Raw genomic sequence first — 24,546 nt, 5'->3', positions numbered from 1 at the left:
TTCTACCTATATATATTATATCTTTTCTGCAATTCTTAACTTCGCACTTCTGGCTCTGTTGTTGATTTTAATTTCTTCGTTATCCGGAACAATCAGTTTTCCGATGGTTTTAAATGGAACTGAAAAATTTCCGTAAAAATCGCGTTCCGGTTCTCCCTCAAACATTCCGTTTTTAATAAATCTCTTTACCAGCCTGTCTTCTAAAGAATGGTATGAGATTACTGAAAATCTCCCCCCCGGTTTTAAAATTTCTAAAGACTGCTCAATAAATTCTTTTAAAACATCCATTTCCTGATTTACCTCAATTCTGATTGCCTGATAAATCTGAGCCAGAATTTTGTTTCGAACTTTCTCCGGCAGATATTTTTTAAGCACTTCTTTTAATTCGTCTGTTGTTTTGATCGGAAACTCTTTTCTCGCTTCCACTATCGTTCGTGCCAAAACCGGTGCATTCTTCAACTCCCCATAATCAAAAAAAACACGACGTAAATCCTGTTCTTCATATTCGTTAACCACACGGTAAGCATTTAAATCATTTTTTTGACTCATCCGCATATCGAGTTCGGCATCAAATCGGGTAGAAAAACCTCTCTCTGGAACGTCAAACTGATGAGAGGAAACTCCTAGATCTGCTAAAATTCCGTCGACCTCTTTTACTCCATGAAAGCGCAGAAATCTTTTTATGAATCTAAAGTTTTCATTTATTAAAGTAAACCTTTCGTCTGGCAGTGCATTAGCAAGGGCATCTTCGTCCTGATCAAATGCAAACAGCTTTCCGTTTGGTCCTAATCTTTTTAAAATCTCTTTTGAATGACCACCGCCTCCAAACGTAACATCTACATACACTCCGTCTGGTTTAATATCTAAACCATCAACTGTTGGATGAAGCAAAACCGGATTATGATATTCCATTGTCGTCGTCATTAATATTTCCCATTACTTCTTCGGCTAAATCTGCAAAATCCATATCTTCGCCGCTTATTGATTTTTCGTATAAATCCTTATCCCAAATCTCTACAATATTAACCGCCGATGAAAAAACGACATCTTTAGAAATACTTGCAAAAGTCACTAAGTCTTTTGGTACCAATAATCTTCCTAATGCATCAACCTCAACCACTTTAACACCAGCAGTAAATCTTCTAATGAAATCGTTGTTCTTTTTTACAAAGCGATTAAGCTTGTTGATTTTTTTCATCATTAAATCCCATTCTTCCATAGGATACAACTCTAAACACGGTTGAAAAACAGAACGCTTCAAAACGAATCCGCTTTGAAGAGAAGCAGTCAATTGCTTTTTTAAAGGCGCAGGCATCATCAGCCTGCCTTTAGCATCGACTTTACACTCATATGTTCCAACGATTGTGTTCAAAAAAAACTAGTTAACATGTTATACAGCAAAAATATAAAAAATATTACCACATTTTACCACTTTATACCACTTTGTTAATAAGTTTAACCACTTTACCCCCACATACACTAATTCGTAATCAATCAATACTTTACACATTAATCAGCGTTGAAATAAATTCTTTTAACAATTATAAAAATTGCATACTAATTCTCTTAAAAAACTAACTATAACGTAATAGATTTAACAATTTAGAAATATACCAAAATCAGTTTTAAACTCTGATTTTTAAATACTTATAAATTCTACTCAAATTATCTAGTTAAAAAATGGCGGCAAAAATTCATTTTTATGTAATTAACCCTATATTTGTCGAAATTGAAATTGGCATTAGATTAGATGGACAAACACTATAAAAAAGAAGGCAAATACAGCTATTTTGAAGCTGGCGAAGGAACTCCAATCGTTATCCTGCACGGATTAATGGGAGGACTTAGTAACTTTGATGGTGTAGCACAATATTTCCCAACAAAAGGATACAAAGTTGTTATTCCGGATTTGCCAATATATACGCAGAGTATTTTAAAAACCAACGTAAAAAGCTTTGCTAAATACGTTAAGGATTTTATCACCTACAAAGGTTTTGATAAAGTAATCCTTCTAGGAAATTCTCTTGGAGGACATATAGCGCTTTATCACACAAAACTCTATCCTGAAAAAGTTGCAGGACTTGTAATTACCGGAAGTTCTGGTCTTTACGAAAGCGCAATGGGAGACAGTTACCCAAGAAGAGGCGATTATGAATACATCAGAAAGAAAGCTGAAGACGTATTTTATGATCCTAAAATTGCTACTCCTGAACTTATTGATGAAGTGTACGCAACTGCCAATGACCGTATCAAATTAATCAAAACCCTTACGATTGCCAAAAGTGCAATTCGTCATAATATGGCCAAAGATTTACCAAAAATGGATGTAGAAACCTGCATTATTTGGGGTAAAAATGACTCTGTAACACCACCAAATGTTGCTGAAGAATTTGATAAATTATTACCAAATTCAACACTTTATTGGATTGATAAATGTGGACACGCAGCAATGATGGAACATCCAGATGAATTCAATGAAATTCTTGAAAAATGGCTTACTGAAAAAAAACTATAGCCATTAAAACTTATTATTTAGGAGGTTTTAAAACGAAGAAACATGAAAATTAACACCGCCGAATTTATTATCAGCAATTCTGTTGTAGCAAAATGTCCGCCAGAATTTTTGCCCGAATATGCTTTTATAGGAAGATCAAACGTAGGTAAGTCATCATTAATTAATATGCTTACCAATAATAAAAACTTAGCCAAAACATCTGGAAGACCAGGAAAAACACAGTTGATTAATCATTTTAAGATTAATAACAATTGGTTTTTGGTGGATTTACCAGGTTACGGATATGCTAAAGTTTCAAAAAAGACAAAATCAGTTTTCCAGCAGTTTATTACCGATTATTTTGAAACCAGAGAACAATTGGTTTGTGCTTTTGTTTTAATTGATATTCGTCATGAAGCTCAGAATATCGATATCGAATTTATGTCGTATATGGGCGAAAGCGAGATTCCGTTTTGTATTATTTTTACAAAAGCAGACAAAATCAGTAAAGTAAAAATTGATTCGCATATTGCAGCTTACAAAAAACAGATGTTTGCCAATAACTGGGCCGAAATGCCTCAATATTTTGTAACCTCATCAACAGAATCAATTGGAAAAGAAGAATTGCTTTCTTATATTGACGAAGTAAATCAGGAAGTTTTTAAGAACAACTCGGAATTCTAGTTAGGCTTAAATTCCAATAGCAAAAATCCCAAATTCCAATTTTTACAATTGAAATTTGGGATTTTTTATTGAATTTTGAAATCCTGTGGAATTCTTAATATTGAGATTTGAACTACTTCACCAAATCCAGTTTCTCTGCAAAATAGTCACAGAAATCTTTCATAGTATCTGCCATTTTTTCGTCGTCTGTTGCACGTTTAAAAGTGTCTGACATGGCTACTAATGTCTGGTGAAAGAAAATCTTCATTTCGTCTACCGGCATGTCTTTTGTCCAAAGATCGATACGCATGGTTTCTTTTGCTTTACTGTCCCAGATAGAAAGCATAATTGCCTTTGCCTCTTCTGCCTGTACGCCGCCGTCCTGAGCACTCCATGTTAGTTTTTCTGGAACGCGGTTTTCGTCTAATTCTATATTGAATTTAATTTCTGAGTTTATTGTGTCTGCCATTATTTCTTAGGTTTATATTTTGATTTTTCGAAAATTTCTTTTGCTTCTGTTTTAAATAATTCTGCTAAAGAAACCGTATTGTTTTTCATGTAAGAACGTACGATCTGCCAGCCTATCCACGCTCCTGTTCTGCCTGGTGAATCATTGTCTATTTCTAAATAAAACTTAGAAAAGGGAGCTGGCGTTATAAATCGGGTATTGAGTTTTGGATCTACACTGTACAGCATTTCATTTTCTAAGAAATAACGCCACATATAGGCTTCATTTTCTTCGCACCATTTTAACTGTTCTGGAGTGTAGCCCATTTTTTCTGGATCTGTATAATTGGGCAGTAATAAATCTTTTGCGTACAATTGCTTTCCTTCAAAAATCATCTGCGAGAGCAGTGTTTTGTCTGAAGAGTTTGGAATATTTCGATATGAAAAACTCGAAACAACATCGGGCATGATTTGTCTTTCCTCAAAATTCTGTTTTAGATAATTTGGAAATTGATAAAATTCGTGCTCTTTACCCAAATACAATTCTAAAGCAACAATTACAAGACTGTCTGCATAAATTGCTTTTGCAGTATAATCCATTTCTCCGATAACTGTAATTACTTTAGGCGTTTTTGTTTTAGGGAAATAATACTTTACGTGTTGAAAAAGTGCATTAAACTCCTGATGAACAGGCTCAAAGTTTCCGTATTTTTTCTGCACTTCTGTATAAACTTCTTTCCAGATTGGTTCCTGCATTTTCTGGATCCAGACTTTATCATCTGTTCCTGTCGGAAAAAAGAACGGATACTGTTTTTTTACTTTAGCAAGATCTTCTGGTTTGGTTTCAAAAAACACTTTATCAAAGCGTTCTACTGCAACATTAACCGGAATTTCTTCTACTTCTTTTTCTACCTTAGATTTTTGATCACAAGACAAAAAAAACAGGCACAGAAGCACTGCAAAGCGATATATTTTCATTTTATTTTAATTAGATTTGTGTTACCAGAACTTAAAGTAAATGTATACTTCAAATAATTCTGCAAATATACATCCCTGCATCTTAAAACTTAAACAATTATGGCTAAAAAAAGCACAATTCAGACAGAAAAAGTAAATACGCATATTGTAGAGTGGCTTAAAAATTATGCGGCTAATGCAAAAGTAAACGGATTTGTAATCGGAATCTCAGGAGGTGTAGATTCTGCTGTAACTTCAACTTTATGTGCGCAGACAGGACTGAAAGTTTTATGTGTTGAAATGCCGATTCATCAGGCAGAAAGTCAGGTTAACAGAGCAAAAGAACATATTGAGCAATTGAAAAAACGTTTCTCCAATGTTGACAGCGTGCAAACAGATTTAACTCAAGTTTTCGAATCTTTTAAAAGTGCCGTTCCTAAAACAGAAGACGAAGCAAAAGTAAGTTTGGCTTTAGCAAATACTCGCGCACGTATCAGAATGACCTCTTTATATTATTTAGCAGGAATTCATGGTTTACTTGTTGCCGGAACAGGAAACAAAGTTGAAGATTTTGGCGTAGGTTTTTACACAAAATATGGCGACGGCGGCGTCGATTTGAGTCCAATTGCAGACTTAATGAAGTCAGATGTGTATGCTTTAGGAGCATTTTTAGCAATTCCGGAGTCAATTTTAAGCGCTGCACCGACAGATGGTTTATTTGGAGATAACCGAACAGATGAAGACCAATTGGGCGCAAGTTACGATGAATTAGAATGGGCGATGTTAGCCGCGGAGTCAGGAAATACGGTGGCTGACTTCGATGGGAGAGAAAAATCTGTCTTTGAAATTTATAAAAGATTAAACACCAGCAACAAGCATAAAATGGATCCAATTCCGGTTTGTTTGATCCCAAAAACGTTAAAATAATTTTTTTAACATTTGTCTGCAATTAATTACAGAATTTATTTATTAATTTTACAGTTCCAAAAACATGAACAATTCTAAAAAAGGTAAAAATTATGATTAAAGTATGTCTAGCAGACAATCATCCTGTTACGCACTTTGGTGTAAAGTCTTATTTTAAAGACCACGATCAAATTTCAATTGTTGCCAACGTAGGCAATTTTTCAATGGTTAGAGATATTCTTCAGACGAAGGAAATCGACATTTTAATTCTAGATCTAGAATTAGAAGGCCTTTCTAGTATCTTTGAGATCAAGTCAATCTTGAAAAATTTCCCAAAAACAAAAATTGTTATTTTTAGTGATCTTGCTGAGCAAATGTATGCTCCAAATGCAATTAAGGCAGGAGTTTCCGGGTATGTACACAAAACAGAAAAACTTGAAACATTAGGTCATTCTATTATTAAAGTACACGAAGGAAAGATTATCATCAACGAAACAGTACGCAAAAACATGGCACTTATTGCTAAACAAAGCAAAAGTGAGCGTCTTTACAGAAAACTTTCTAACCGTGAAATCGAGGTTTTACGTTACTTAAGTGATGGTAAGAAAAACAATGAAATCTCTAAAATCTTAAATCTGAACGAAAAAACGATCAGTACTTACAAACTAAGATTATTGACTAAATTAAATGTTACTAATTTAGTTGACTTAGTAAACAAAGCGAAGACTTTAGAAATTATTTAATTACAATTCGATTATCTTTTTAGTAAATCGAAAATTTAATAAAAACTCTATCTGTTTTGATTTTTCAAAATAGGTAGAGTTTTTTCCTTTTTAAGGGATTATTACAAAAACCTATTGACCAGTAAAATTGGAACACAAAAAATTTTAAATCAGCAGTATTTCTATAAACACAAAGTTCGAAAAGCTTTATCTGAAGCTTTCCGAACTTTGCGTTTTTATAAAATCTTTTAAATAAAACTTGCGAGCTTTGCGGTTCAACAATTAGTCTTGATCTTTTTTTATTAATGATAAGGAACGACTACACGTCCTAATTTCTTCGAAAAATTATTCAAGAGTTTAGAATAATCTACAACCATCATTAAAACTTCGGAATTATCATCCTGCGGATCTGTTAAAAGCGAGTTTTTTAAGTCTGCTATAATCGCTGAAACCAAGAACCATCTTAAAGAAAAAATACTATCTGAAACATTTTGTTCAATGGTTACATTTTTATGTTTCGGAAAAATATTCTGTCCTTCCCAATTATGAATGACTACTTTTTCATCTTCCATCAAAATATTGGTTACTTCCTGCGCAAATTCTGGCTGCAAATGCATCAAATATTTATCAAGGCTAAATATTTCGTTTTGATTATAAAAGTCAATGATATTGGTATAAATACTCTGAAACAACGCATTGGATAATTCTACCTCATCTTCTTGAAGACTCAGATATATTTTCTCGTACACTTTATATTGGCGTTTTTCAGAAACTTCTTTGATATTCCCTTCTTCATCGGCTTTTAAGAAAACATCTTCAAAACTTTCTTCCACACTTCCGTACAAAAGCAATATCTCAATAATTTTTCTTTCAAAACCGTAGAGAATATCTACTTTTTCTACCTGCTGCTCTTGCGGATATCCCGAATATTCTTCATAACCTTCCGGCGGTCCTGTTCTTGGATCATCTGGATCTCCACCAGAAAATCCAGTATTTTTTGGCGGCTGATTATTTCGAACAACTTCAAACGGTTTTTGTTCCTGTTTTTGCTTTTTATTGGCTTCTGCAATATCTTTTTGAATCAGCTGCGCGAGAGTACTTACCAAAACCTGTTCCGAAATATCCATAATTCGGGCACATTCCTGAATATACACTTCACGCTGGATACGATCTGGAATTTTTGAAATACTGGTGACCATATCCCGAATCAGATCGGCTTTTTTTATAGGATCGTTCTTGGCTTCATTCATTAAGATTGAAGCTTTAAATTGTATAAAGTCTTTGCTGTTTTCTTCTAAATAAGCCACTAAATCATCGTGAGAATTTTTACGGGCAAAACTATCAGGATCTTCTCCTTGAGGAAAAGAACAAACACGAACATTCATTCCTTCTTCCAGAATTAAATCAATTCCTCGAATGGCAGCTCTTAAACCTGCAGCATCACCGTCAAAAAGAACTGTAATGTTTCTGGTCAGACGATTTATGAGACGAATCTGGTCTGGCGTTAAAGCGGTTCCAGAAGACGCTACAACATTTTCGATTCCGGCTTGGTTAAACTGAATTACGTCTGTATAACCTTCTACTAAATAACAATTGTTTTGTTTCGCAATGGCCTGTTTTGCCTGAAAGATTCCATAAAGCACTTTACTTTTATGGTAAATATCACTTTCCGGCGAATTCAGATATTTTGCTGCTTTTTTATCGTTTGTCAAAATACGTCCACCAAAACCTAAAACGCGGCCAGACATACTTTCTATAGGAAACATTACACGGCCTTTAAATCGGTCAAAAGGGCGGTCTTCTCTCGGAATGGTCAAACCAGTGCTTTCTAAAAACTCTAATTTATAACCTTTTCCCAGAGCTTCTTTGGTAAGCGCATCCCAAGTTTCTGGAGAATATCCCAGACTGAATTTTTTGATTGTTTCGTTGGTAAAACCTCTTTCTTTAAAATAAGAAAGTCCGATTGCTTTTCCTTCTTCTGAATTTAAAAGGGTTTTATGAAAATAGTCTTTTGCAAATTCCGAAACCAGATACATACTTTCTCTAACATCCGTCATTGCTTTTTCCGCATCGGTCTGTTCGGTTTCTTCAATTTCGATATTGTATTTGCGTGCCAGATATCGAATGGCTTCTGGATAGGTAAACTGCGAGTGCTCCATTAAAAACTTAACAGAGTTTCCTCCTTTACCTGTACTAAAATCTTTCCAGATTCCTTTTGCAGGCGAAACCATAAACGACGGCGAGCGTTCGTCTGAGAACGGACTCAATCCTTTAAAGTTACTTCCTGCGCGTTTTAAATTCACAAAATCGCCGATAACCTCCTCTACTCGAGCAGTTTCAAAAACAGAATCTATGGTGCTTTGTGAAATCAAAATGTAAAATATTTTTTAGCGTTGAGAGCTTGCAAAAATACGCAAATCCTATTGGAATTTTAGTGCTTTTTAAAACAAAAAAGCATCTCTTTCGAAATGCTTTTTTTTCACTAACTAAACGATCTGTACTTAATTTAAATCTACTCGAAGACCTAACGATATGTTATTCTCTTTGACTAAATTATCCTGAAACAACGGGTTCAAATCATACTTAAAATACAAACTCAATTCTCTGTAACCAATGTAAGAACTCAGTCCGTAAATAAAATTATTTACATTATAATCTCCTTTTATAGTGGTTTTGTATTTTAAATCTTCTTCTTCGAATTTCAAGATTTGTTTTGATTTTACATTGATTCCCGCATAACCTCCAATTCCGAAACGGAAACTTTTATGGGTTTTAAAATACGTTTTTCCATTCTTTTCAATTGGTCTCGTAAAATCGAATTCTAAATGCACTGGTGCAACCAAATACACATTTCTAAAACGAGACTCATTCAAATTAATCTGATTTTCTACCAAATTGGTCTGATCACCGTCTACTACAAAACTTCTGTTATTGGTCGGACGAATATTATTATACATTAACGAAAGCCCGTATTTTGCGTGAAGCAGATTGTCATTTTTCATTAATCTCGAATTATAAGTAAAACCCCATTCGTAAAAATGTGAACCTATAAAACTGTAATTAGAATCCTGAAGTTTGCCATCAGCCAGCATATTATTCAAGCCCATTGCAAAAACGAATTGAGATGTCGTTCTTTTTTCGCTGCGAATAGAATCTTTATGATGTTTTATATCTTTCCATCGAATCATATAAACTTTAGACGAATCTTCTTTAATTTTTCCGTCCACTTTTTTCTGAACCAGATCATTCAGTTCATTCTGAGCCTGAGTCACTTTTTCTTCAATAATTACAGCTCTTGCTTCTGCCAATTCCTTTTTGCGTTTATCGGCTTGTTCCTGCGTAATTTTCCCTTCAGACAACTGCACATTCACAGCTTCGACTTCTTGTTTTAAAGTTTCTTTTTCTTCTTTGGTGATTTTTTCAATCTTATTAGCAATTCGTTTTGCCTCAGATTCAAAGGTTTCCTGCCCCACAACTTTACTTACTAATAAAAAGAAGAAAAGAATGAGATAAATGGTAAAATTTTTCATGATTGATTGTTTAAAATTTGATTGATGATTGATTGATAATAATTGTAATTGATATTGATATTGATATTGATATTAAACTTCTTTATTCCTGTTTATTCCTATTTGTCACAGCAACCTTAACTTCCTGAAAATTCTTATTGACTTTTGTGATCATTTTTTCTCTAAAAGAAAGCTCTAGTTCGCCATCTACCTGATTAAGCAAATCCGAAGCATTGATTTTTACTTTTGCTTTTTTTGCCTTGCTTTCAGCTATAACTTTATTTTCAGCTATTTCTAACAACTGGTCAACATTTTCTTTTTTAGGTGTTTCGGCAATTACAGTTTGATTGTTTACTGGTTGTTTTGATTGATTGTTTTGATTGATGATTGAAGACTCCGCTATTTGATTTGATTCATTTTTAAGGGTTTTATTTATAGTTCGATTACTGATTTTTTCTTGTTTAATTATAGTTTTCTCAACGTTTTTTTCAGAACTCACAATTACAGTTTTCGTCGAATCAATATTATGCACAACTGGCTCAGTAATTGATTCTTGCTGCATTTCTTTTTCTACAACAACTGTTTTTGGTGTTTCAGCCGTATTGTTGTTTTGATTGAAAAAGATAGTTCCAGCCAAAAGAAATCCGACGAAACTAGCGGCGATGTACAACCATTTTCTATTTTTCTTTTTCGGTTTTTGTTCTTCGGCAACACTTAACATCGCATCCAGTCTGTCCCATGCTTTATTGCTCGGTTCAATTTTGCGTTCGTTTAGTTTGTCACGGAAATCCTTTTCAAAATTATTCGGTTCCATTATCTTGTTTTTTTAAAATAGTAATTTGTGTCTGCAGCATTTTTCTAGCGTGCGATAATTGCGATTTTGATGTTCCCTCATTAATTCCTAACATCTTGGCAATTTCATTGTGTCTGTAACCTTCTATTGCGTATAAATTGAAAACCATTTTATAACCATCCGGCAAAGCATCAATTAAAAACTGAATCTGTTCTACTGTAAACTGGCTGTCGATTTCGTTGAAACTTTCTTCAACAAAAAACTCGTCTTCGGCAAATTTTACTTTTTTCTGAACCCGTAAATACGAAATGCATTCGTTAACCATAATTCGTCGAATCCAGCCTTCAAAACTTCCTTTGTGTTCAAAGTTTTTTAGATTCGTAAACACTTTCATAAAAGCCGTAATCATTACATCTTCTGCCAGCTGAATGTCCTTTATATATTGTCGACAGACACTTAACATTTTTGAAGAAAACTTACCGTAAATCTGCTGCTGCGCCTGACGATTGTTTTCGACAGCGAGCTTTATGATTTTAGCTTCTTCTTGATGTAATTGAATAATTTTCATTAATAAGCGTTCGGTTTTGGTTTTAGAAACAGACTTCTATTAGCATAGACGATTGTCGATTTGAAATGGTTGCATGGGGTGGAAAAATTTTCAATAAAAAAATTCCAAATTCCAAACTAAAGTATGCTTTTCGTTTGTTAAACCCTATAAAATCAGGCGGAAATAAAAAGAAGTAAATTATTATTTCTGAGTTTTATTAAATATTTTTGAGTAATTCTAATTTTACTTTTTCTGATATCATAACATGAAACTAATTCTAAGCTTAATTGTATTTGTTTTTTCATCACAGCTTTTTTCGCAAAATCAAAACAACTTAAAATCGGCTTACTCAGAAGAAGTAAAAAAAGACTCTATAAAAATGATTGAAAATAAGACAATCGGGTACTCTGATTCTTTTACCAAAATCAAAGGCAAAACTTCTGACCATAAGTCTTTCGGCGTAGGGAATGTAAATGTCACACTAACAAATTTAGCTACTAAAGCCACAACGTCTTGCGAGACAAACGAGGATGGTTTATATGATATTGAAGTTGAAAGAGGTAGTTATTCTATTGCATTTTTCCAAAGATCTTACGGAAAGTTTGAAATTGAAAAAATTAATCTAAATGATTGTCAAATTCAGGAAATTAACATCAATCTAGGTTCAAGAATCAAAGTTGTTCATCATTTTATAGTTTCTGCTCCCGATATCACATTACCGTCAAAAAAGAAAAAGAAGAGACAAAAAATATCTAAAGCCGAATGAGAAAGTTCCAATTCTAAAAATTAGAAGCCAAATAAATGACGTAAAAAAAAGCAAACCAATTATCTAATTGATAAATTTTCTAATTATCTAATTTTCTAATTATTTTTTTCTCTCGATTACGTAGTTCACCATCAAAGTCAGCGCCTCTTTATATTCAGAATCTTCGAAGTTTTGAAGTAATGAAAGTGCTTCCTGCTGGAATTCGACCATTTTGTTTTCGGCGTAAGCCAAACCATTATTGTTTTTTACAAAAGCAATCACTTCTTTTACGCGCTTTTTGTCTTTGTTGTGGTTTTTGATGGAGTTTATCAGCCACTTTTTTTCCTGCGGAGTACAGGTATTTAAAACGTGAATTAAAGGCAGTGTCATTTTTTGCTCTTTAATATCGATTCCGGTTGGTTTTCCGATGGCTTCTTCGCTGTAATCAAATAAATCGTCTTTGATTTGAAACGCCATTCCGATTAACTCACCAAATCTGCGCATGTTTTCTACCTGAATATCGTCTTCGATTACGGCTTTCGCGCCAAGCGCACAACAAGCTGCAATAAGCGTCGCGGTTTTTTTGCGGATGATTTCGTAGTAAACGTCTTCGGTAATGTCCAGCCTTCTTGCTTTTTCGATTTGAAGCAATTCTCCTTCACTCATTTCGCGAACGGCAACTGAAATGATTTTTAACAAATCAAAATCACCGTTATCGATAGAAAGCAGTAAACCTTTTGACAATAAATAATCTCCCACTAAAACAGCAATTTTGTTTTTCCACAGTGCATTAATGGAGAAAAAGCCGCGTCGGCGGTTACTATCGTCAACAACATCATCATGCACCAAAGTTGCAGTGTGAATAAGCTCTATTACCGATGCTCCGCGATACGTTCTTTCGTTTACAGTACCCCCAGAAACCATCTTTGCAGTAAGAAAAACAAACATCGGACGCATTTGTTTTCCCTTACGGTTTACGATATAATAAGTGATACGATTTAGTAACGCAACCTTTGAAGTCATCGACTCATGGAACTTTTGTTCGAAAAGTTCCATCTCGTTAAAAATAGGCTGTTTTATTTGAGAAGTAATATTCATTTAGGTTCCAAATATACTATTTTTAATAAAAATACGTTGTGTATTTTAGGTTAGGATTTTAATATTTTATGAACTAATCTAAAAATAACCTCCAAAAATAGCTCTAACTAATACTGATTTGAATTCATTAATTAAGAACCCAAACTATTTATTTTATGAAAACAAAATTTTTATTAATTGGAACATGTATGATTACATTGTCTTTTTTTATCAGCTGTAATTCTGATGAAAAAACAAATGACGGCTCTAGTGCAAAGATTACAAACGAAGAGATTATTACGAATTCTAAAATCGACGCTTCTGTAGAAGATATTACAAATATTGCTGAAGATCAATTTAATTCACAGCTTAACATAACAGCAAAAGCAGGCGGACCCATAAAAAATTTCCTGCCAAGCTGCGCCACTATAACCACGGTTTTGACCAACAATACGTGGACTAAAACGGTAGATTTTGGAATTGAAGGCTGTACTTTGAATAATGGAAATACTGTAAAAGGAAAAATGGTGGTTTCGTTTTCTAATGATTTCAGCTCTTCTACACAAACTATTAGTTACACTTTTGAAGGTTTTTATCATAATGGTAAAAAACTGCAGGGAAGTAAAAGTATTGTAAGAACTATTAAAGAGACTAATATTCTGGTTACGCCTCATCCTGTCTCGACAGCCTCAATAGATTTAACGATTACTTTTGATGATGGAAAAGTATATACGAGAAAAGGTTCTTTGGTTAAAGAAATGACTTCTGGTTACGATACTTGGTTTGACTGGGACGACAATGCTTTTGTGGTAACAGGAAGCGACACGACTACTTTTCCTAACGGAGATACTTTTTCGGCAGAAATTACAACTCCTTTAGAATTTAAAGCGTCCTGCAGAAAATCTTTTGCTGTAAAAGGTATTGTATCCGTAACCAAAAATGACGCTTCGGCTGTGATTGATTATGGAAATGGAGAATGTAATACGCTTGCAACAGTAACAAAAAACGGGGTTACAGAAGAAATAGATTTGAAAAAATAAAATCCTTTTTGCCCAAAAAAAAGCATTAAAGACAAGATTTTTCTCGTTTTTAATGCTTTTTTGTTTACCATTGCTGCGGTCAAATGTCCCGATAGGACATATTCTCTTGACGCAATTATTTTTTTTCTACCAACGAGATAATCCTAACGGATTATATTTCTTGACATATTTTTCTCGCTGCTTATATTGTTTCTGCTTCTTTGTTTGCTAATTGTCCGCAGGCAGCATCGATGTCTTTTCCTCTGCTTCTTCTTACTTTCACCACTATTCCAATATTTTCTAAAGCTTTTATGTAAGCCAAAATTGATTCTTCTGAAGCTTGCTGGAATTCTCCATCGTCAATTGGATTGTATTCAATTAAATTAACTTTACAAGGAACGTATTTGCAGAATTTCACCAAAGCATCAATAGACGCTTTATCATCGTTGATACCTTTCCAAACTACATATTCGTATGAAACTTTACTTTTCGTTTTTCTATACCAATATTCTAAGGCTTCTCGTAAATCTTTTAAAGGAAAGTTTTTACTGAAAGGCATAATGCGGGCACGGGTTTCATCAATTGCAGAATGAAGGGAAACTGCCAATTTAAACTTCACATCATCATCGGCCATTTTTTTGATCATTTTTGGAATTCCAGAAGTCGAAACCATGATTCGTTTTGCAGACATTCCCAAACCTTCTTCTGAAGTGATCATATCGATCGCTTTAATCAAATTATTATAATTCATTAAAGGTTCTCCCATTCCCATAAAAACGATATTCGAAAGCGGATGATTGTAGTACAAACGGCTTTCTTTATCAATTGCTAAAACTTGGTCGTAAATTTCGCCAGGTTCTAGATTACGCATTCTTTTTAATCTTGCGGTTGCACAGAAATTACAGTCTAAACTACAACCAACTTGACTAGAAACACAAGCGGTCGTTCTAGTATCGGTTGGAATTAAAACAGACTCAACCACAAGTCCGTCATGAAGACGAACAGCGTTCTTTACTGTTCCGTCTGCGCTTTTCTGCATTGTATCAACTTTAATATGATTGATCACAAAGCTGTTTTCAAGCATCGATCTAGTAGCCTTGGCTACATTTGTCATGTCTTCAAAACTATGAGCTCCTTTGCTCCACAGCCACTCGTAAACCTGATTGCCGCGAAAAGCTTTATCTCCATTTTCAACAAAAAAATCGCGAAGCTGCTCTTTTGATAACGCTCGTATGTCTTTTTTCTCCATTTGCATGCTGCAAAGTTAAGCACTTTTGTTATTTTTTTCTGTTTTTTAAATCCAATCTTATTGAAATTCAAAAAAATCGAAAAAAAATTTCTACAAAATTTCAATCGTTATATTAAGGCTCAAAGCCCGTAAATACTGATTTTTTTTATCACTGTTGAAATCTCTTCTTCAAATTTATTTTTTTATAAAATAATCTGGAGTAAACCCGAAAACGCTATTCACATAATTAATTGACTAACAAATAATTAATCCAGACATCGTTTTTAAAGACAAAACTATCCTATTTACAAAACCGCGCTTCTCCTTTGATAGTAAGCATTTAATAAAATTTTAACAATGATTTTTATCATGCCCGATGGCAGGCATACATAATACATTTGATACAACAAAAAGATACTAATTGTCTATCTCAAAAAAAAGAGAAGCAATAAAAGATCTAAAATGAATAACTAAATACCGCATCAAAATGAAAACGATTAAAGCAATTTTCTTAACAGTACTGATTAGCACATTGACATTCCAAGTAAATGCTCAAAGAAATTATACAGTAGATTCTAGATCAACTTTTGAAGTTGCCGGAACTTCTACAGTTCATGATTGGGTAATGAGATCTACAGAAGGAACTGGTAACGCTACATTAACGGTTAAAGACTCTAAACTAACTGGAATCAACAGCCTAAAAGTTATTCTATTAGCAGAAAGCTTGAAAAGCAGTAAAACCAGCATGGATGATGTCGCTTATGAGGCTTTGGACACAAAAACTAATAAATACATTGAATACGTTTTGAAATCTGCTCAAAAAATAAACGAAAATACCTGGGAGCTAAACGGGACTTTCACTATTGCAGGTGTCAGCAGAGATTATAAAACAATGGTCAATATAACAGCGAACAATGGCTTAGTGAAATTTCAAGGTTCAAATCAAATCACTTTTGCAGATTTTGAAATGGCGCCTCCAAAAGCTGCCTTGGGAGTTGTAAAAGCAGGGAAAGATTTAACTGTGATTTTCAATCTCTTTCTGATCGATTACGCAAAAAACGATAACGTACTGGTTATTAATTAATTCAACAAAAAAAGCTCAATTATGATTTTATTGGGCACACTTCTAACGAAGTGTTCAAACAAATCACAACAATATTCTTAGTACTAAAATAACAACCCAAATTATCAACTTAATAAAACATGACAAAAATGAAAAGCAACACATTACAATTATTCGCACTTGTACTTGCATTTTTAGGAATGACTTCATTTGTAAATGCACAAAAATCATACAGCTTAGACAGTAAATCGACTTTTGCTGTTGCCGGAACTTCAACATTACACGATTGGGAAATGAAATCGGCATCTGGAACAGGAACCGCTAACTTAACAATTGCTAATTCTAAACTTACAGATATCGAGTCATTAACAGTGACCCTTCCAGCAGAAACTGTTAAAAGCGAGAAAAAAAGCATGGACAAAGTGGCTTACGAAACTCTAAAAACAGACAAAAACAAAACCATTAAATACGTTTTAAAATCTGTGGAAAAAGTAAACGAAACTACTTGGGAACTAACTGGAACTTATACTATCGCAGGAGTCAGCAAAGTCTATAAAACAACTGTAAAAACCACTGTTACAAAAGACGGGCTGAACTTACAGGGATCTAACAAAATCACTTTTACAGAATTTGGAATGAAATCTCCAACTGCAATGCTGGGAACTATTAAAACAGGACAAGACCTAACCATAAAATTTAATTTAACCTTTAATTTATAACAGCCATGAAGAAGATTTATGCTCTATTTGCAACCTTAATTACTACGTTTGCTGTCAATGCTCAAGTCAGTTTTGGGCAAATTCAAAACCAAATTCCAAGAAATCAAAAAGGCATCAACCAATTTGATGTTAAAAAAGATACTGTTGCCTTCAAAGGATTGAGTGTGGATATGGGGGCTGCTTTTGCACTTCAATTTCAAGCAGTAAAATCTTTTAACGAACAAAAGGATTTAGCCACAGCGCCTAACTACAGATTAAACAATCTAACCAATAACTTTAACCTTCCAAATGCCAACTTTACAATTGGCGCTCAATTATATGATGGTGTACGTGTAAATCTGGATATCTACTTAGCGTCTAGACACCATCACGAAACTTGGGTAAAAGGCGGTTATTTACAAATTGATAAATTAGATTTCATTCAGAAAGATTTCCTTGCCGATTTCATGAAATACACAACTATTAAAATCGGTCAGATGGAGAACAACTATGGTGACGCTCACTTTAGAAGATCTGATAACGGAAATGCTTTCATGAATCCATTCATTGGAAACAATATTATGGATGCTTTTATCACAGAAATGGGAGCCGAAGTTTACTATAACAGATCAGGATTTGTAAGTATGATTGGAGTTACCAACTCTAAACTAAATCAAAACGTTGTAGAGATTATACCTGGAACACCTACAGCCGCAAAACCAGATAACAATACTGTAATAAGCCCTAGTATCCTCGCAAAATTAGGCTGGGACAAACAAATCAACGATGATCTAAGAATTAGATTAACAGGATCTTATTATCATACAGCGAACTCAAGCGGAAACTTGTATTCTTCTGACAGAGCAGGAAGCCGTTTCTTTAGTGTAATGACTCATGCTGACTATACTGTGATCGACCCTGCAACAGGAGCTGTTACAGCAGTAGCAAACAACGTAGATGCAGAAGCAAACAAAGACACGGGAAGGTTTAATCCTGCGTACGGTAACTGGGCAACATCTTATATGATTAACCCATTTATCAAATACAAAGGTCTTGAGTTTTTTGGAACTTTAGAATTTACTTCTGGAGGAGACTACAAAGGTACAGATGATACTCGTAAAGTTAATCAATACGTTGGTGATATTGTTTACCGATTTGGTAAAGATGAAAGATTCTACATTGGCGGAAAATACAATTTAGTTGACGGGAAATTAGCAAACGCTAACACTCAAAACATCCAAATTAACAGATTCGAAGCTGCTGCTGGATGGTTTATGACTAAAAATATTTTGGCAAAATTGGAGTATGTAGATCAAAACTATAAAAACTTTGCTCAATTTAACGGTGCAATACCAAACGATTTTTATAAAGGGGAATTCAACGGTCTAATGTTTGAAGCTGTGATCACTTTCTAATTTTTACCATGAAAAACTTAGGCATAATTGGATTCTTGGGACTGGTACTCTTCTGCTGCTTAGGGAGTACCAAGCCCTCCCTTAACAATGATGACGTAGTTTTGATTATCAATAAAATTGAAATTAAAATTAAAGGAAAATCAACCGTAGGGGATTACAATTGTGACAATTCATTGATAAAAAATGATAGTATTTTTTTGAACCTAAATAAAAAGAACAGTATTTCTGCTCAGATTCCTATGTCTGCATTTGACTGCAAAAATAGAATCATGACCAAAGATCTTCAGTCTACCGTTAAAGTCAAAAAATACCCCAACAGCTTTGTTACAATTTCTGACATTAAGCCTTGTGCTAAAAACTATAGATGCAATCTTACGTTTGCAATAACAGATAAAACTCTTAAATACAAAGACTTCATTTTAAAAACTTCAGACAATAAAATCCAAGGAAGCTTTAATATAAATTTTTCAGATATCGGACTAGAACCGCCAGTAAAAATGGGCGGCTTAATAAAAGTGAAAGATGAAATAGTAATAGATTTTACCTTGTACAAAAATTAAATTTTCAACTTACAAAAAAATTGAACACTACAACAAAAATGAAAAAATTTGGCACAAGAATTGTTTTGCTCTCAAAAGAAAAGTAATCTTACAAAGAGCTCAATCATTTTAAAATTTGTATTTTTATTTTTCAGCCATTTAACCTTTAGATTTTATCAACCTAAAAAAAATTGATTATGAAAAAACAAATTTTAAGCTTAGCCATTATTGCTTTATTGGCATTTGCTGTTCAATCTTGCGAGAAGAAAGAACCAAAAACTGCAGAAGACGAATTAACTCTTGGAAACAAAGTTGACACACTTACTACAGACATTGAAGAAGTTAAAGACAGTGCTGTGAGCAAAGCCGAAAGTGCTGCTGCTAAAGCAAAAGACGCTACACAAAACGCAGCAACCGACGTAAAAGATGCTACAAAAAAAGCGGCAAATGATGTTGAAGCTGCTGCAAAAAAAACAGCTGATGATGTGAAAGATGCCACTAAAAAAGGTGCGCAAAAAGTTGAAAATGCAGCGAAAGCAGCTAAAGACGGAACTGTAAAAACAGCAAAAGAAGTAAATGAAGCTTTGAAAAAATAACAATTTAAAAGCTAATAACCGAAAGCCATTCACTAGTTTGAATGGCTTTTTTTATGTCCAAAATCTAGATTCTTTTTTTTGTATTTTTGCGATCTAAATTTGAATATACTACAAATGCATTTTATCTCTCAAGAATTAGAAGATTATATAGAACAACATTCTGAAAATGAACCAGAACTGCTTGCCAGACTAAACAAAGAAACCTATCAAAAGATCCTTTTGCCAAGAATGCTGAGCGGTCATTTTCAAGGCCGTGTTTTAAGTATGCTCTCAAAACTAATCCGTCCGGTTAATATTCTTGAAATCGGAACTTATACAGGTTATGCAGCTTTATGCTTGTGCGAAGGAATGCAGGAGAACGGTCAGCTCCACACTATCGATATTAAAGAAGAATTAGTCGATTTTCAACGTAAATATTTTGATGCTTCTCCTTGGGGAAAACAGATTTTTCAGCATTTGGGTGAAGCTGTCGATATTATTCCTAATCTTGATGCAAAATTTGATTTGGTTTTTATTGATGCTGATAAAGAAAATTATCTGAATTATTGGGAAATGATTGTTCCTAAAATGAATAAAGGCGGTATTATTTTATCTGACAACGTTTTGTGGAGCGGTAAAATTCTTGATCCGGTGCATCCAAATGACGTAAGTACAAAAGTCCTTTTAGAATACAATCAGCTCTTAAAAGATGATCCTAGAGTGGAGACGGTTTTATTACCTATTCGTGATGGATTAACGGTTTCGAGGGTACTTTAGATAAAGGCACTGAGGTTCTGACAAACTAAGGTTCTAAGGTTTTTCTTTTCATACTTTAAACTAATTTGCAATGGCGCATATAAGCGAGATCGACAAGGAAGGTTTTTCGATAATAAATAATGTTTTTACAGAAAATGAAATTGAAAATATAATTTCTTTAATTGAAAACAAAACTGCCAATAATCCCGAAAACAGCACTTTCAGAAAGTCTGAAGATTTATTTGCAATCAGACAATTTCACAAAGAAATTCCTGAAACGCTGCCTTTTATCTTTAATGAAAATTTACAGCATATCATAACATCGACTTTTGGCGAAGGTTTTTTTATAACGAAGTCTATTTATTTTGATAAACCTGAAAAATCAAATTGGTTCGTGGCTTATCATCAGGATTTAACCATTTCTGTTGACAAGAAAATTGAAATCAATGATTTTCATAATTGGACTGTAAAACAAAATCAGTTTGCAGTTCAGCCTTCTACAGAAATTTTAGAAAATAATTTTACGATTAGAATTCATATTGATAAAACAACAAAAGACAATGGCGCCTTAAAGGTAATCAACAATTCACATTCAAAAGGGGTTTTACGAATTGAAAATCTTGATTTTGAAAACGAAAAAGAAACGATTTGCGAAGTTGAAAAAGGCGGTATCATGATCATGAAACCTTTACTTTTTCATGCCTCCAATAAAACCACAAATAACGAAAGACGAAGAGTAATACACATTGAATTCAGCCGACAAGAATTGCCGCTAGGAATTGAATGGAGCGAAAAATTAGAATTCTCTGTGTCGCAGGTAAAATAAATTTAAATATTTTTTTGATAAATCTCAATTGCCTCCTGCTTTAGCTGGAGGATTACGGTTTAAATACAAAAAAGGCTTTAGCCCAAACTCAAAAGTTTCGGATAAAGCCTTTTCTTTCGGACACAAAAAAAACCTCCAGCTGAAGCTGGAGGTCATTAAAATATTTTTGTTAGAACTTATTACGTAAACTCCTCAGAAACTTAGCAGCTTAAAAAAACTATACCTTCTCTGGAAAATACTGCGGTTTTAATTTTCGATACACTAAATAAAGAAGTGAACCAAAAAGAGCCCCAAACAAATATCCTGTTAAAATGTCTCCTGGATAATGCAAGCCTAAATAAATACGGCTGTAAGCAAAAATTAACGGCCATAAGAATAGAAATCCGAAATATCTAAAATGACGTCTTAAAATCCAAAATAAAAATGTTGCCACTGCCATAGTGTTGGCCGCATGTCCTGAAAAGAAACTATACGATGTTCTAACTTGAACGATACGAATAATTGATTTAAGATCAGGATTATTGCAAGGTCTCAGACGTTGAAAAGTGTGTTTAAACAAATTAGTTGTCTGATCTGTAAAAGCAATCAAAATCGCTATAAAAAGTAAAATGTACAGCGTTTGCTTTACGCCAATCTTTTTATAAATAAGATAAAACAACAATAAGAAAAAAGGCGTCCAATACAATTGATTGGTAATAATAAGCCAGAATTTATCGTATGTTTCAGAACCTAATCCGTTAAGATACACCAAAAGATTGATGTCAAATTCCTTTATTTTTTCTAGCATTATCTTTGGCGTTTAATAGGTCCTGGAATCAAATCGATATCTTCTTTTATTTTTTCAATCTCCTTACCCGTCTCACCTAATAAATTGGAATTATCGCCTAACAAATTTGTTTTTGCATTGTTAATTTCTGCATTGATATTACCCGTAATATCGCTCAAAGATTTTGCATCAAGACCATTAGCTTCTGCACCTTTCTGGATTTCACTTTTAATATCATTTGTTGCATTTTTTAACTGAGCCATAGCTTTACCCATTGTACGTGCAATCTCCGGCACTTTGTCTGAACCAAAAAGCATTAGCACTATAAATAATATAAAAACTAATTCTCCTCCTCCTATACCAAACATAATTTTAGATTTTGTGTGTCGCAAAGATATTAAATTTTGCTGCGAACAGTTTTAAAATTAACTTAAAAAGTCCTTTAAAATATATTTCCCTAAAAAGAAAAAGTTCATCAGGCTTTTGCAAACCTGATGAACTTTTTTCACATCAATTTATTTTACTTAGTCAAATTTTGACTTTGTCTCTGCTTTTGGCCAAGAATTGTTTGTTACATCAATATCTGCAGTCAGCAATTTCGGGTCAATTTGAATATTCTTAATTGCTTTGGTTGTAGCATATACTTTTCTAGCGGTTTCATTACCCTTTCTCCAGATTTGAGCAGGATATTGATAATTGTCTTTAGTACCGTCTTCGTATGTAATCTCAACTAAAATCGGCATAATCATACCGCCTGGTTTAGAAAATTCTACTTCGTAAAAGTACTTAGGAGATTTAATATTTGCTTTATCCTGAGCAGAGAAAGTTTGATCTACATATTCTGCTAAAGTTTTTACATCTGTTAATTTTAATGCTTTTTTTGCTGCAGAATTTACCTCATTACTATCTCCAGAAACTAAATATACAAATGGTCCTTTTTCGAATCCGAAACGTCCTTTTCTTACTTTTACATCTTTTAAGTCAGCTGTCGGCGTTTCTGAAACATAATATTGTTTAACACTATTGATGGCAATATCAACAAAATCTGTTGAGTAAAACCAGCCTCTAATGAACCAATCCAAATCTACTGCCGAAGCATCTTCCATTGTTCTAAAGAAATCTTCCGGTGTTGGATGTTTGAATTTCCATCTGTTTGCATAAGTTCTAAAAGCATGGTCAAACAACTCTCTTCCCATTACTACCTCTCTCATAATGTTCAAACCTGTTGCAGGTTTTCCGTAAGCATTATTTCCAAATTGGTGAATCGTTTCAGAGTTAGACATAATCGGCTCCAAAAACTTTTGATCACCGCTCATGTACGGAACAATATTTTTTGCAGGCCCTCTTCTTGAAGGAAAAGTCGGATCTAATTCCTGTTCTGCTAAATATTCTAAAAACGAATTTAAGCCTTCGTCCATCCAAGTCCACTGACGTTCGTCTGAATTTACAATCATCGGGAAAAAGTTGTGTCCAACTTCGTGAATAACAACACCGATCATTCCGTTTTTAACCTCTTTACTCGTTACTCCATTTTCGTCTGGACGACCGTAATTCCAACAGATCATTGGATATTCCATACCTTGGTCTTCTGCCGAAACAGAAACTGCTTTTGGATAAGGATAATCAAATGTATGTGATGAATAACTTTTTAAAGTATGTGCAACAGTCATAGTCGAAGTTTCTCCCCAAAGCGGATTGGCTTCTTTAGGATAAACCGATTCTGCCATTACTACTTTGTTATTCAATTTTACAGCCATTGCATCGTAAATGAATTTTCTTGAAGAAGCAATTCCGAAATCACGAACATTTTTCGCGCTGAATTTCCATGTTTTTTTCTTTTCAGAAAAACCTTTTTCTGCAGCTTCTGCTTCTGCCTGCGTTACAATAACGACAGGTTTATCAAATGATTTTTGAGCCTGCTCGTAACGTTTTACCTGTTCTGCAGTAAAAACTTCGCTTCTATTGGTTAATTCTCCTGTAGCATCGATTACGTGATCGGCAGGAACTGTAATATTTACATCAAAATTTCCAAAAGGAAGCGCAAATTCTCCACTTCCCCAGAACTGCATATTCTGCCAACCTTCTACATCATTGTAAACCGCCATTCTTGGATAAAACTGAGCAATTACATATAATTTATTGCCGTCTTTCTCAAATAATTCATATCCAGAACGTCCGCCTTCTTTCCTATAATTATTGATGTTATACCACCATTTTACAGAAAAAGAGATTTTTTCTCCCGGTTTTAAAGGTGTAGTCAAATTGATACGCATCATTGTTTCGTTGATCGTATAAGACATCGAACTCCCTTTTGCATCTTTTACCTGCTCGATATTAAAACCGCGTTCTAGATCTTTTTTTAAATATTTAGTAGAAAAACCTTCTAATGGCAGCACCTGATTGATTTTGTCGCTTTCAGCCAATGAAGTTTGTGTATTGGCTCTAGCTTGATTCTGATCCAACTGCATCCATAAATACTCCAGACTGTCTGGTGAATTATTGGTGTATGTTATGGTTTCAAAACCACTTAATTTTGAGTTTTTATCATCTAGCTCAACATCGATTTTATAATCTGCCTGCTGCTGGTAATAAGCTGGACCTGGAGCTCCAGATGCTGTACGAAACATATTTGGCGTAGCCAAAAGATCATACATCTGGCTAAATTTGTTAGTATCGTATTTTCCTTGCTGCTTTGAAGTAGGGGCTTTTTCCTGAGCTGCCAACATTGCAGGAAAAAGTAACAATAATGAAAGTTTTTTCATAAAAATTTAATGGTAATTTTATCTAGGGTGTGAAAATAG

The 24,546-nt window shown here is 33.9% G+C and carries 26 protein-coding genes; 13 read left to right on the top strand and 13 right to left on the bottom strand.

The annotated features are described in order from the left end of the window. Positions 1-15: 15 nt before the first annotated feature. Together rsmH and mraZ are read right to left on the bottom strand one after the other, a co-directional pair. A complete protein-coding gene (gene rsmH, locus C4F50_RS11900) occupies positions 16-924 on the bottom strand; it encodes a 16S rRNA (cytosine(1402)-N(4))-methyltransferase RsmH (protein WP_194138875.1) in 909 nt (302 codons plus the stop codon). Beyond that, positions 899-1,372: a division/cell wall cluster transcriptional repressor MraZ gene (mraZ, locus tag C4F50_RS11895; RefSeq protein ID WP_194138874.1), complete on the bottom strand. Its 474-nt coding sequence runs from the start codon at positions 1,370-1,372 to the stop codon at positions 899-901. The genes rsmH and mraZ overlap by 26 nt, the downstream gene beginning before the upstream one ends. Positions 1,373-1,750: 378 nt before the next feature. Here mraZ and C4F50_RS11890 point away from each other — a divergent pair, with 378 nt between their 5' ends. Further along, positions 1,751-2,515, top strand: coding sequence for an alpha/beta fold hydrolase (locus tag C4F50_RS11890; RefSeq protein ID WP_194138873.1), 765 nt, complete (start codon positions 1,751-1,753; stop codon positions 2,513-2,515). A 42-nt stretch (positions 2,516-2,557) separates the two neighbouring features. Beyond that, the gene (yihA, locus tag C4F50_RS11885; RefSeq protein WP_194138872.1) at positions 2,558-3,178 is read left to right on the top strand and encodes a ribosome biogenesis GTP-binding protein YihA/YsxC; all 621 of its coding nucleotides are present in this window, start codon (positions 2,558-2,560) and stop codon (positions 3,176-3,178) included. 112 nt (positions 3,179-3,290) lie between these two features. Here the strand turns inward: yihA and gldC are convergent, their stop codons facing one another. Both gldC and gldB read right to left on the bottom strand, forming a co-directional pair. Further along, positions 3,291-3,626, bottom strand: a complete 336-nt coding sequence (gldC, locus tag C4F50_RS11880; RefSeq protein ID WP_194138871.1) for a gliding motility protein GldC — start codon at positions 3,624-3,626, stop codon at positions 3,291-3,293. Continuing rightward, a complete protein-coding gene (gldB, locus tag C4F50_RS11875) occupies positions 3,626-4,582 on the bottom strand; it encodes a gliding motility lipoprotein GldB (RefSeq protein ID WP_194138870.1) in 957 nt (318 codons plus the stop codon). The genes gldC and gldB overlap by 1 nt, the downstream gene beginning before the upstream one ends. A gap of 99 nt (positions 4,583-4,681) precedes the next feature. Here gldB and nadE point away from each other — a divergent pair, with 99 nt between their 5' ends. After that, the gene (nadE, locus tag C4F50_RS11870) at positions 4,682-5,488 is read left to right on the top strand and encodes an NAD(+) synthase (RefSeq protein ID WP_194138869.1); all 807 of its coding nucleotides are present in this window, start codon (positions 4,682-4,684) and stop codon (positions 5,486-5,488) included. A 92-nt stretch (positions 5,489-5,580) separates the two neighbouring features. Continuing rightward, on the top strand, positions 5,581-6,210 hold the full coding sequence (locus C4F50_RS11865; protein WP_008467169.1) for a response regulator transcription factor: 630 nt from the start codon (positions 5,581-5,583) through the stop codon (positions 6,208-6,210). Between the two features lie 281 nt (positions 6,211-6,491). On the opposite strand, the gene dnaG is transcribed toward C4F50_RS11865, so the two are convergent. The 4 genes from dnaG to C4F50_RS11845 form a co-directional block, all read right to left on the bottom strand. Next, positions 6,492-8,561, bottom strand: a complete 2,070-nt coding sequence (gene dnaG, locus C4F50_RS11860) for a DNA primase (RefSeq protein WP_194138868.1) — start codon at positions 8,559-8,561, stop codon at positions 6,492-6,494. A gap of 129 nt (positions 8,562-8,690) precedes the next feature. After that, positions 8,691-9,719, bottom strand: a complete 1,029-nt coding sequence (locus tag C4F50_RS11855; RefSeq protein WP_194138867.1) for a coiled-coil domain-containing protein — start codon at positions 9,717-9,719, stop codon at positions 8,691-8,693. Between the two features lie 82 nt (positions 9,720-9,801). Beyond that, positions 9,802-10,512, bottom strand: coding sequence for a hypothetical protein (locus C4F50_RS11850; protein WP_194138866.1), 711 nt, complete (start codon positions 10,510-10,512; stop codon positions 9,802-9,804). Beyond that, positions 10,499-11,059, bottom strand: a complete 561-nt coding sequence (locus C4F50_RS11845; RefSeq protein ID WP_194138865.1) for an RNA polymerase sigma factor — start codon at positions 11,057-11,059, stop codon at positions 10,499-10,501. The genes C4F50_RS11850 and C4F50_RS11845 overlap by 14 nt, the downstream gene beginning before the upstream one ends. A 244-nt stretch (positions 11,060-11,303) precedes the next feature. Between C4F50_RS11845 and C4F50_RS11840 the strand changes: the two genes are divergently transcribed. Further along, positions 11,304-11,804 (top strand): carboxypeptidase-like regulatory domain-containing protein, encoded by a 501-nt coding sequence (locus tag C4F50_RS11840; RefSeq protein WP_194138864.1) that lies wholly within the window; start codon positions 11,304-11,306, stop codon positions 11,802-11,804. Positions 11,805-11,903: 99 nt separating this feature from the next. Here the strand turns inward: C4F50_RS11840 and C4F50_RS11835 are convergent, their stop codons facing one another. After that, positions 11,904-12,881, bottom strand: coding sequence for a polyprenyl synthetase family protein (locus tag C4F50_RS11835; protein ID WP_194138863.1), 978 nt, complete (start codon positions 12,879-12,881; stop codon positions 11,904-11,906). 155 nt (positions 12,882-13,036) lie between these two features. Between C4F50_RS11835 and C4F50_RS11830 the strand changes: the two genes are divergently transcribed. Next, positions 13,037-13,900, top strand: a complete 864-nt coding sequence (locus tag C4F50_RS11830; RefSeq protein ID WP_194138862.1) for a hypothetical protein — start codon at positions 13,037-13,039, stop codon at positions 13,898-13,900. Between the two features lie 181 nt (positions 13,901-14,081). On the opposite strand, the gene rlmN is transcribed toward C4F50_RS11830, so the two are convergent. After that, positions 14,082-15,134: a dual-specificity RNA methyltransferase RlmN gene (rlmN, locus tag C4F50_RS11825; RefSeq protein WP_194138861.1), complete on the bottom strand. Its 1,053-nt coding sequence runs from the start codon at positions 15,132-15,134 to the stop codon at positions 14,082-14,084. 460 nt (positions 15,135-15,594) lie between these two features. On the opposite strand from rlmN, the gene C4F50_RS11820 reads away from it, so the two are divergent. The 7 genes from C4F50_RS11820 (at position 15,595) to C4F50_RS11790 (ending at position 20,979) form a co-directional block, all read left to right on the top strand. Then, positions 15,595-16,191: a YceI family protein gene (locus tag C4F50_RS11820; RefSeq protein WP_194138860.1), complete on the top strand. Its 597-nt coding sequence runs from the start codon at positions 15,595-15,597 to the stop codon at positions 16,189-16,191. 128 nt (positions 16,192-16,319) lie between these two features. Further along, the gene (locus tag C4F50_RS11815) at positions 16,320-16,889 is read left to right on the top strand and encodes a YceI family protein (protein WP_228012005.1); all 570 of its coding nucleotides are present in this window, start codon (positions 16,320-16,322) and stop codon (positions 16,887-16,889) included. 5 nt (positions 16,890-16,894) lie between these two features. Continuing rightward, a complete protein-coding gene (locus C4F50_RS11810; RefSeq protein ID WP_194138858.1) occupies positions 16,895-18,283 on the top strand; it encodes a hypothetical protein in 1,389 nt (462 codons plus the stop codon). 8 nt (positions 18,284-18,291) lie between these two features. Next, a complete protein-coding gene (locus C4F50_RS11805) occupies positions 18,292-18,843 on the top strand; it encodes a YceI family protein (RefSeq protein ID WP_194138857.1) in 552 nt (183 codons plus the stop codon). A gap of 176 nt (positions 18,844-19,019) precedes the next feature. Beyond that, a complete protein-coding gene (locus tag C4F50_RS11800) occupies positions 19,020-19,418 on the top strand; it encodes a hypothetical protein (RefSeq protein ID WP_194138856.1) in 399 nt (132 codons plus the stop codon). 114 nt (positions 19,419-19,532) lie between these two features. Further along, the gene (locus C4F50_RS11795) at positions 19,533-20,174 is read left to right on the top strand and encodes an O-methyltransferase (protein WP_194139148.1); all 642 of its coding nucleotides are present in this window, start codon (positions 19,533-19,535) and stop codon (positions 20,172-20,174) included. 70 nt (positions 20,175-20,244) lie between these two features. Next, complete coding sequence (locus tag C4F50_RS11790) at positions 20,245-20,979, top strand: phytanoyl-CoA dioxygenase family protein (protein WP_194138855.1); 735 nt, start codon at positions 20,245-20,247, stop codon at positions 20,977-20,979. A gap of 217 nt (positions 20,980-21,196) precedes the next feature. On the opposite strand, the gene C4F50_RS11785 is transcribed toward C4F50_RS11790, so the two are convergent. The 3 genes from C4F50_RS11785 to C4F50_RS11775 all read right to left on the bottom strand — a co-directional run bounded on the left by C4F50_RS11785 (position 21,197) and on the right by C4F50_RS11775 (position 24,507). After that, a complete protein-coding gene (locus C4F50_RS11785) occupies positions 21,197-21,766 on the bottom strand; it encodes a phosphatase PAP2 family protein (protein WP_194138854.1) in 570 nt (189 codons plus the stop codon). Beyond that, complete coding sequence (locus tag C4F50_RS11780; RefSeq protein ID WP_194138853.1) at positions 21,766-22,113, bottom strand: Sec-independent protein translocase subunit TatA/TatB; 348 nt, start codon at positions 22,111-22,113, stop codon at positions 21,766-21,768. Before C4F50_RS11780 ends, C4F50_RS11785 begins: the two co-directional genes overlap by 1 nt. A gap of 156 nt (positions 22,114-22,269) precedes the next feature. After that, on the bottom strand, positions 22,270-24,507 hold the full coding sequence (locus C4F50_RS11775) for a M1 family metallopeptidase (RefSeq protein WP_194138852.1): 2,238 nt from the start codon (positions 24,505-24,507) through the stop codon (positions 22,270-22,272). Positions 24,508-24,546 lie beyond the last annotated feature (39 nt).

The sequence above is a fragment of the Flavobacterium hungaricum genome, from assembly GCF_015182285.1.
Taxonomy (GTDB): domain Bacteria; phylum Bacteroidota; class Bacteroidia; order Flavobacteriales; family Flavobacteriaceae; genus Flavobacterium; species Flavobacterium hungaricum.
This window is presented reverse-complemented; position numbering and strand designations above follow the sequence as displayed.

Coding starts and splice junctions, on each gene's coding strand:
- rsmH (WP_194138875.1), bottom strand. CDS start 924: ATGACGACGACAATGGAATATCATAATCCGGTTTTGCTTCATCCAACA.
- gldC (WP_194138871.1), bottom strand. CDS start 3,626: ATGGCAGACACAATAAACTCAGAAATTAAATTCAATATAGAATTAGAC.
- C4F50_RS11775 (WP_194138852.1), bottom strand. CDS start 24,507: ATGAAAAAACTTTCATTATTGTTACTTTTTCCTGCAATGTTGGCAGCT.
- C4F50_RS11835 (WP_194138863.1), bottom strand. CDS start 12,881: ATGAATATTACTTCTCAAATAAAACAGCCTATTTTTAACGAGATGGAA.
- C4F50_RS11780 (WP_194138853.1), bottom strand. CDS start 22,113: ATGTTTGGTATAGGAGGAGGAGAATTAGTTTTTATATTATTTATAGTG.
- C4F50_RS11840 (WP_194138864.1), top strand. CDS start 11,304: ATGAAACTAATTCTAAGCTTAATTGTATTTGTTTTTTCATCACAGCTT.
- gldB (WP_194138870.1), bottom strand. CDS start 4,582: ATGAAAATATATCGCTTTGCAGTGCTTCTGTGCCTGTTTTTTTTGTCT.
- C4F50_RS11845 (WP_194138865.1), bottom strand. CDS start 11,059: ATGAAAATTATTCAATTACATCAAGAAGAAGCTAAAATCATAAAGCTC.
- C4F50_RS11805 (WP_194138857.1), top strand. CDS start 18,292: ATGAAAAACTTAGGCATAATTGGATTCTTGGGACTGGTACTCTTCTGC.
- nadE (WP_194138869.1), top strand. CDS start 4,682: ATGGCTAAAAAAAGCACAATTCAGACAGAAAAAGTAAATACGCATATT.
- C4F50_RS11800 (WP_194138856.1), top strand. CDS start 19,020: ATGAAAAAACAAATTTTAAGCTTAGCCATTATTGCTTTATTGGCATTT.
- C4F50_RS11790 (WP_194138855.1), top strand. CDS start 20,245: ATGGCGCATATAAGCGAGATCGACAAGGAAGGTTTTTCGATAATAAAT.
- C4F50_RS11855 (WP_194138867.1), bottom strand. CDS start 9,719: ATGAAAAATTTTACCATTTATCTCATTCTTTTCTTCTTTTTATTAGTA.
- C4F50_RS11830 (WP_194138862.1), top strand. CDS start 13,037: ATGAAAACAAAATTTTTATTAATTGGAACATGTATGATTACATTGTCT.
- yihA (WP_194138872.1), top strand. CDS start 2,558: ATGAAAATTAACACCGCCGAATTTATTATCAGCAATTCTGTTGTAGCA.
- C4F50_RS11865 (WP_008467169.1), top strand. CDS start 5,581: ATGATTAAAGTATGTCTAGCAGACAATCATCCTGTTACGCACTTTGGT.
- C4F50_RS11890 (WP_194138873.1), top strand. CDS start 1,751: ATGGACAAACACTATAAAAAAGAAGGCAAATACAGCTATTTTGAAGCT.
- C4F50_RS11815 (WP_228012005.1), top strand. CDS start 16,320: ATGAAAAGCAACACATTACAATTATTCGCACTTGTACTTGCATTTTTA.
- rlmN (WP_194138861.1), bottom strand. CDS start 15,134: ATGCAAATGGAGAAAAAAGACATACGAGCGTTATCAAAAGAGCAGCTT.
- C4F50_RS11785 (WP_194138854.1), bottom strand. CDS start 21,766: ATGCTAGAAAAAATAAAGGAATTTGACATCAATCTTTTGGTGTATCTT.
- C4F50_RS11810 (WP_194138858.1), top strand. CDS start 16,895: ATGAAGAAGATTTATGCTCTATTTGCAACCTTAATTACTACGTTTGCT.
- C4F50_RS11820 (WP_194138860.1), top strand. CDS start 15,595: ATGAAAACGATTAAAGCAATTTTCTTAACAGTACTGATTAGCACATTG.
- C4F50_RS11795 (WP_194139148.1), top strand. CDS start 19,533: ATGCATTTTATCTCTCAAGAATTAGAAGATTATATAGAACAACATTCT.
- C4F50_RS11850 (WP_194138866.1), bottom strand. CDS start 10,512: ATGGAACCGAATAATTTTGAAAAGGATTTCCGTGACAAACTAAACGAA.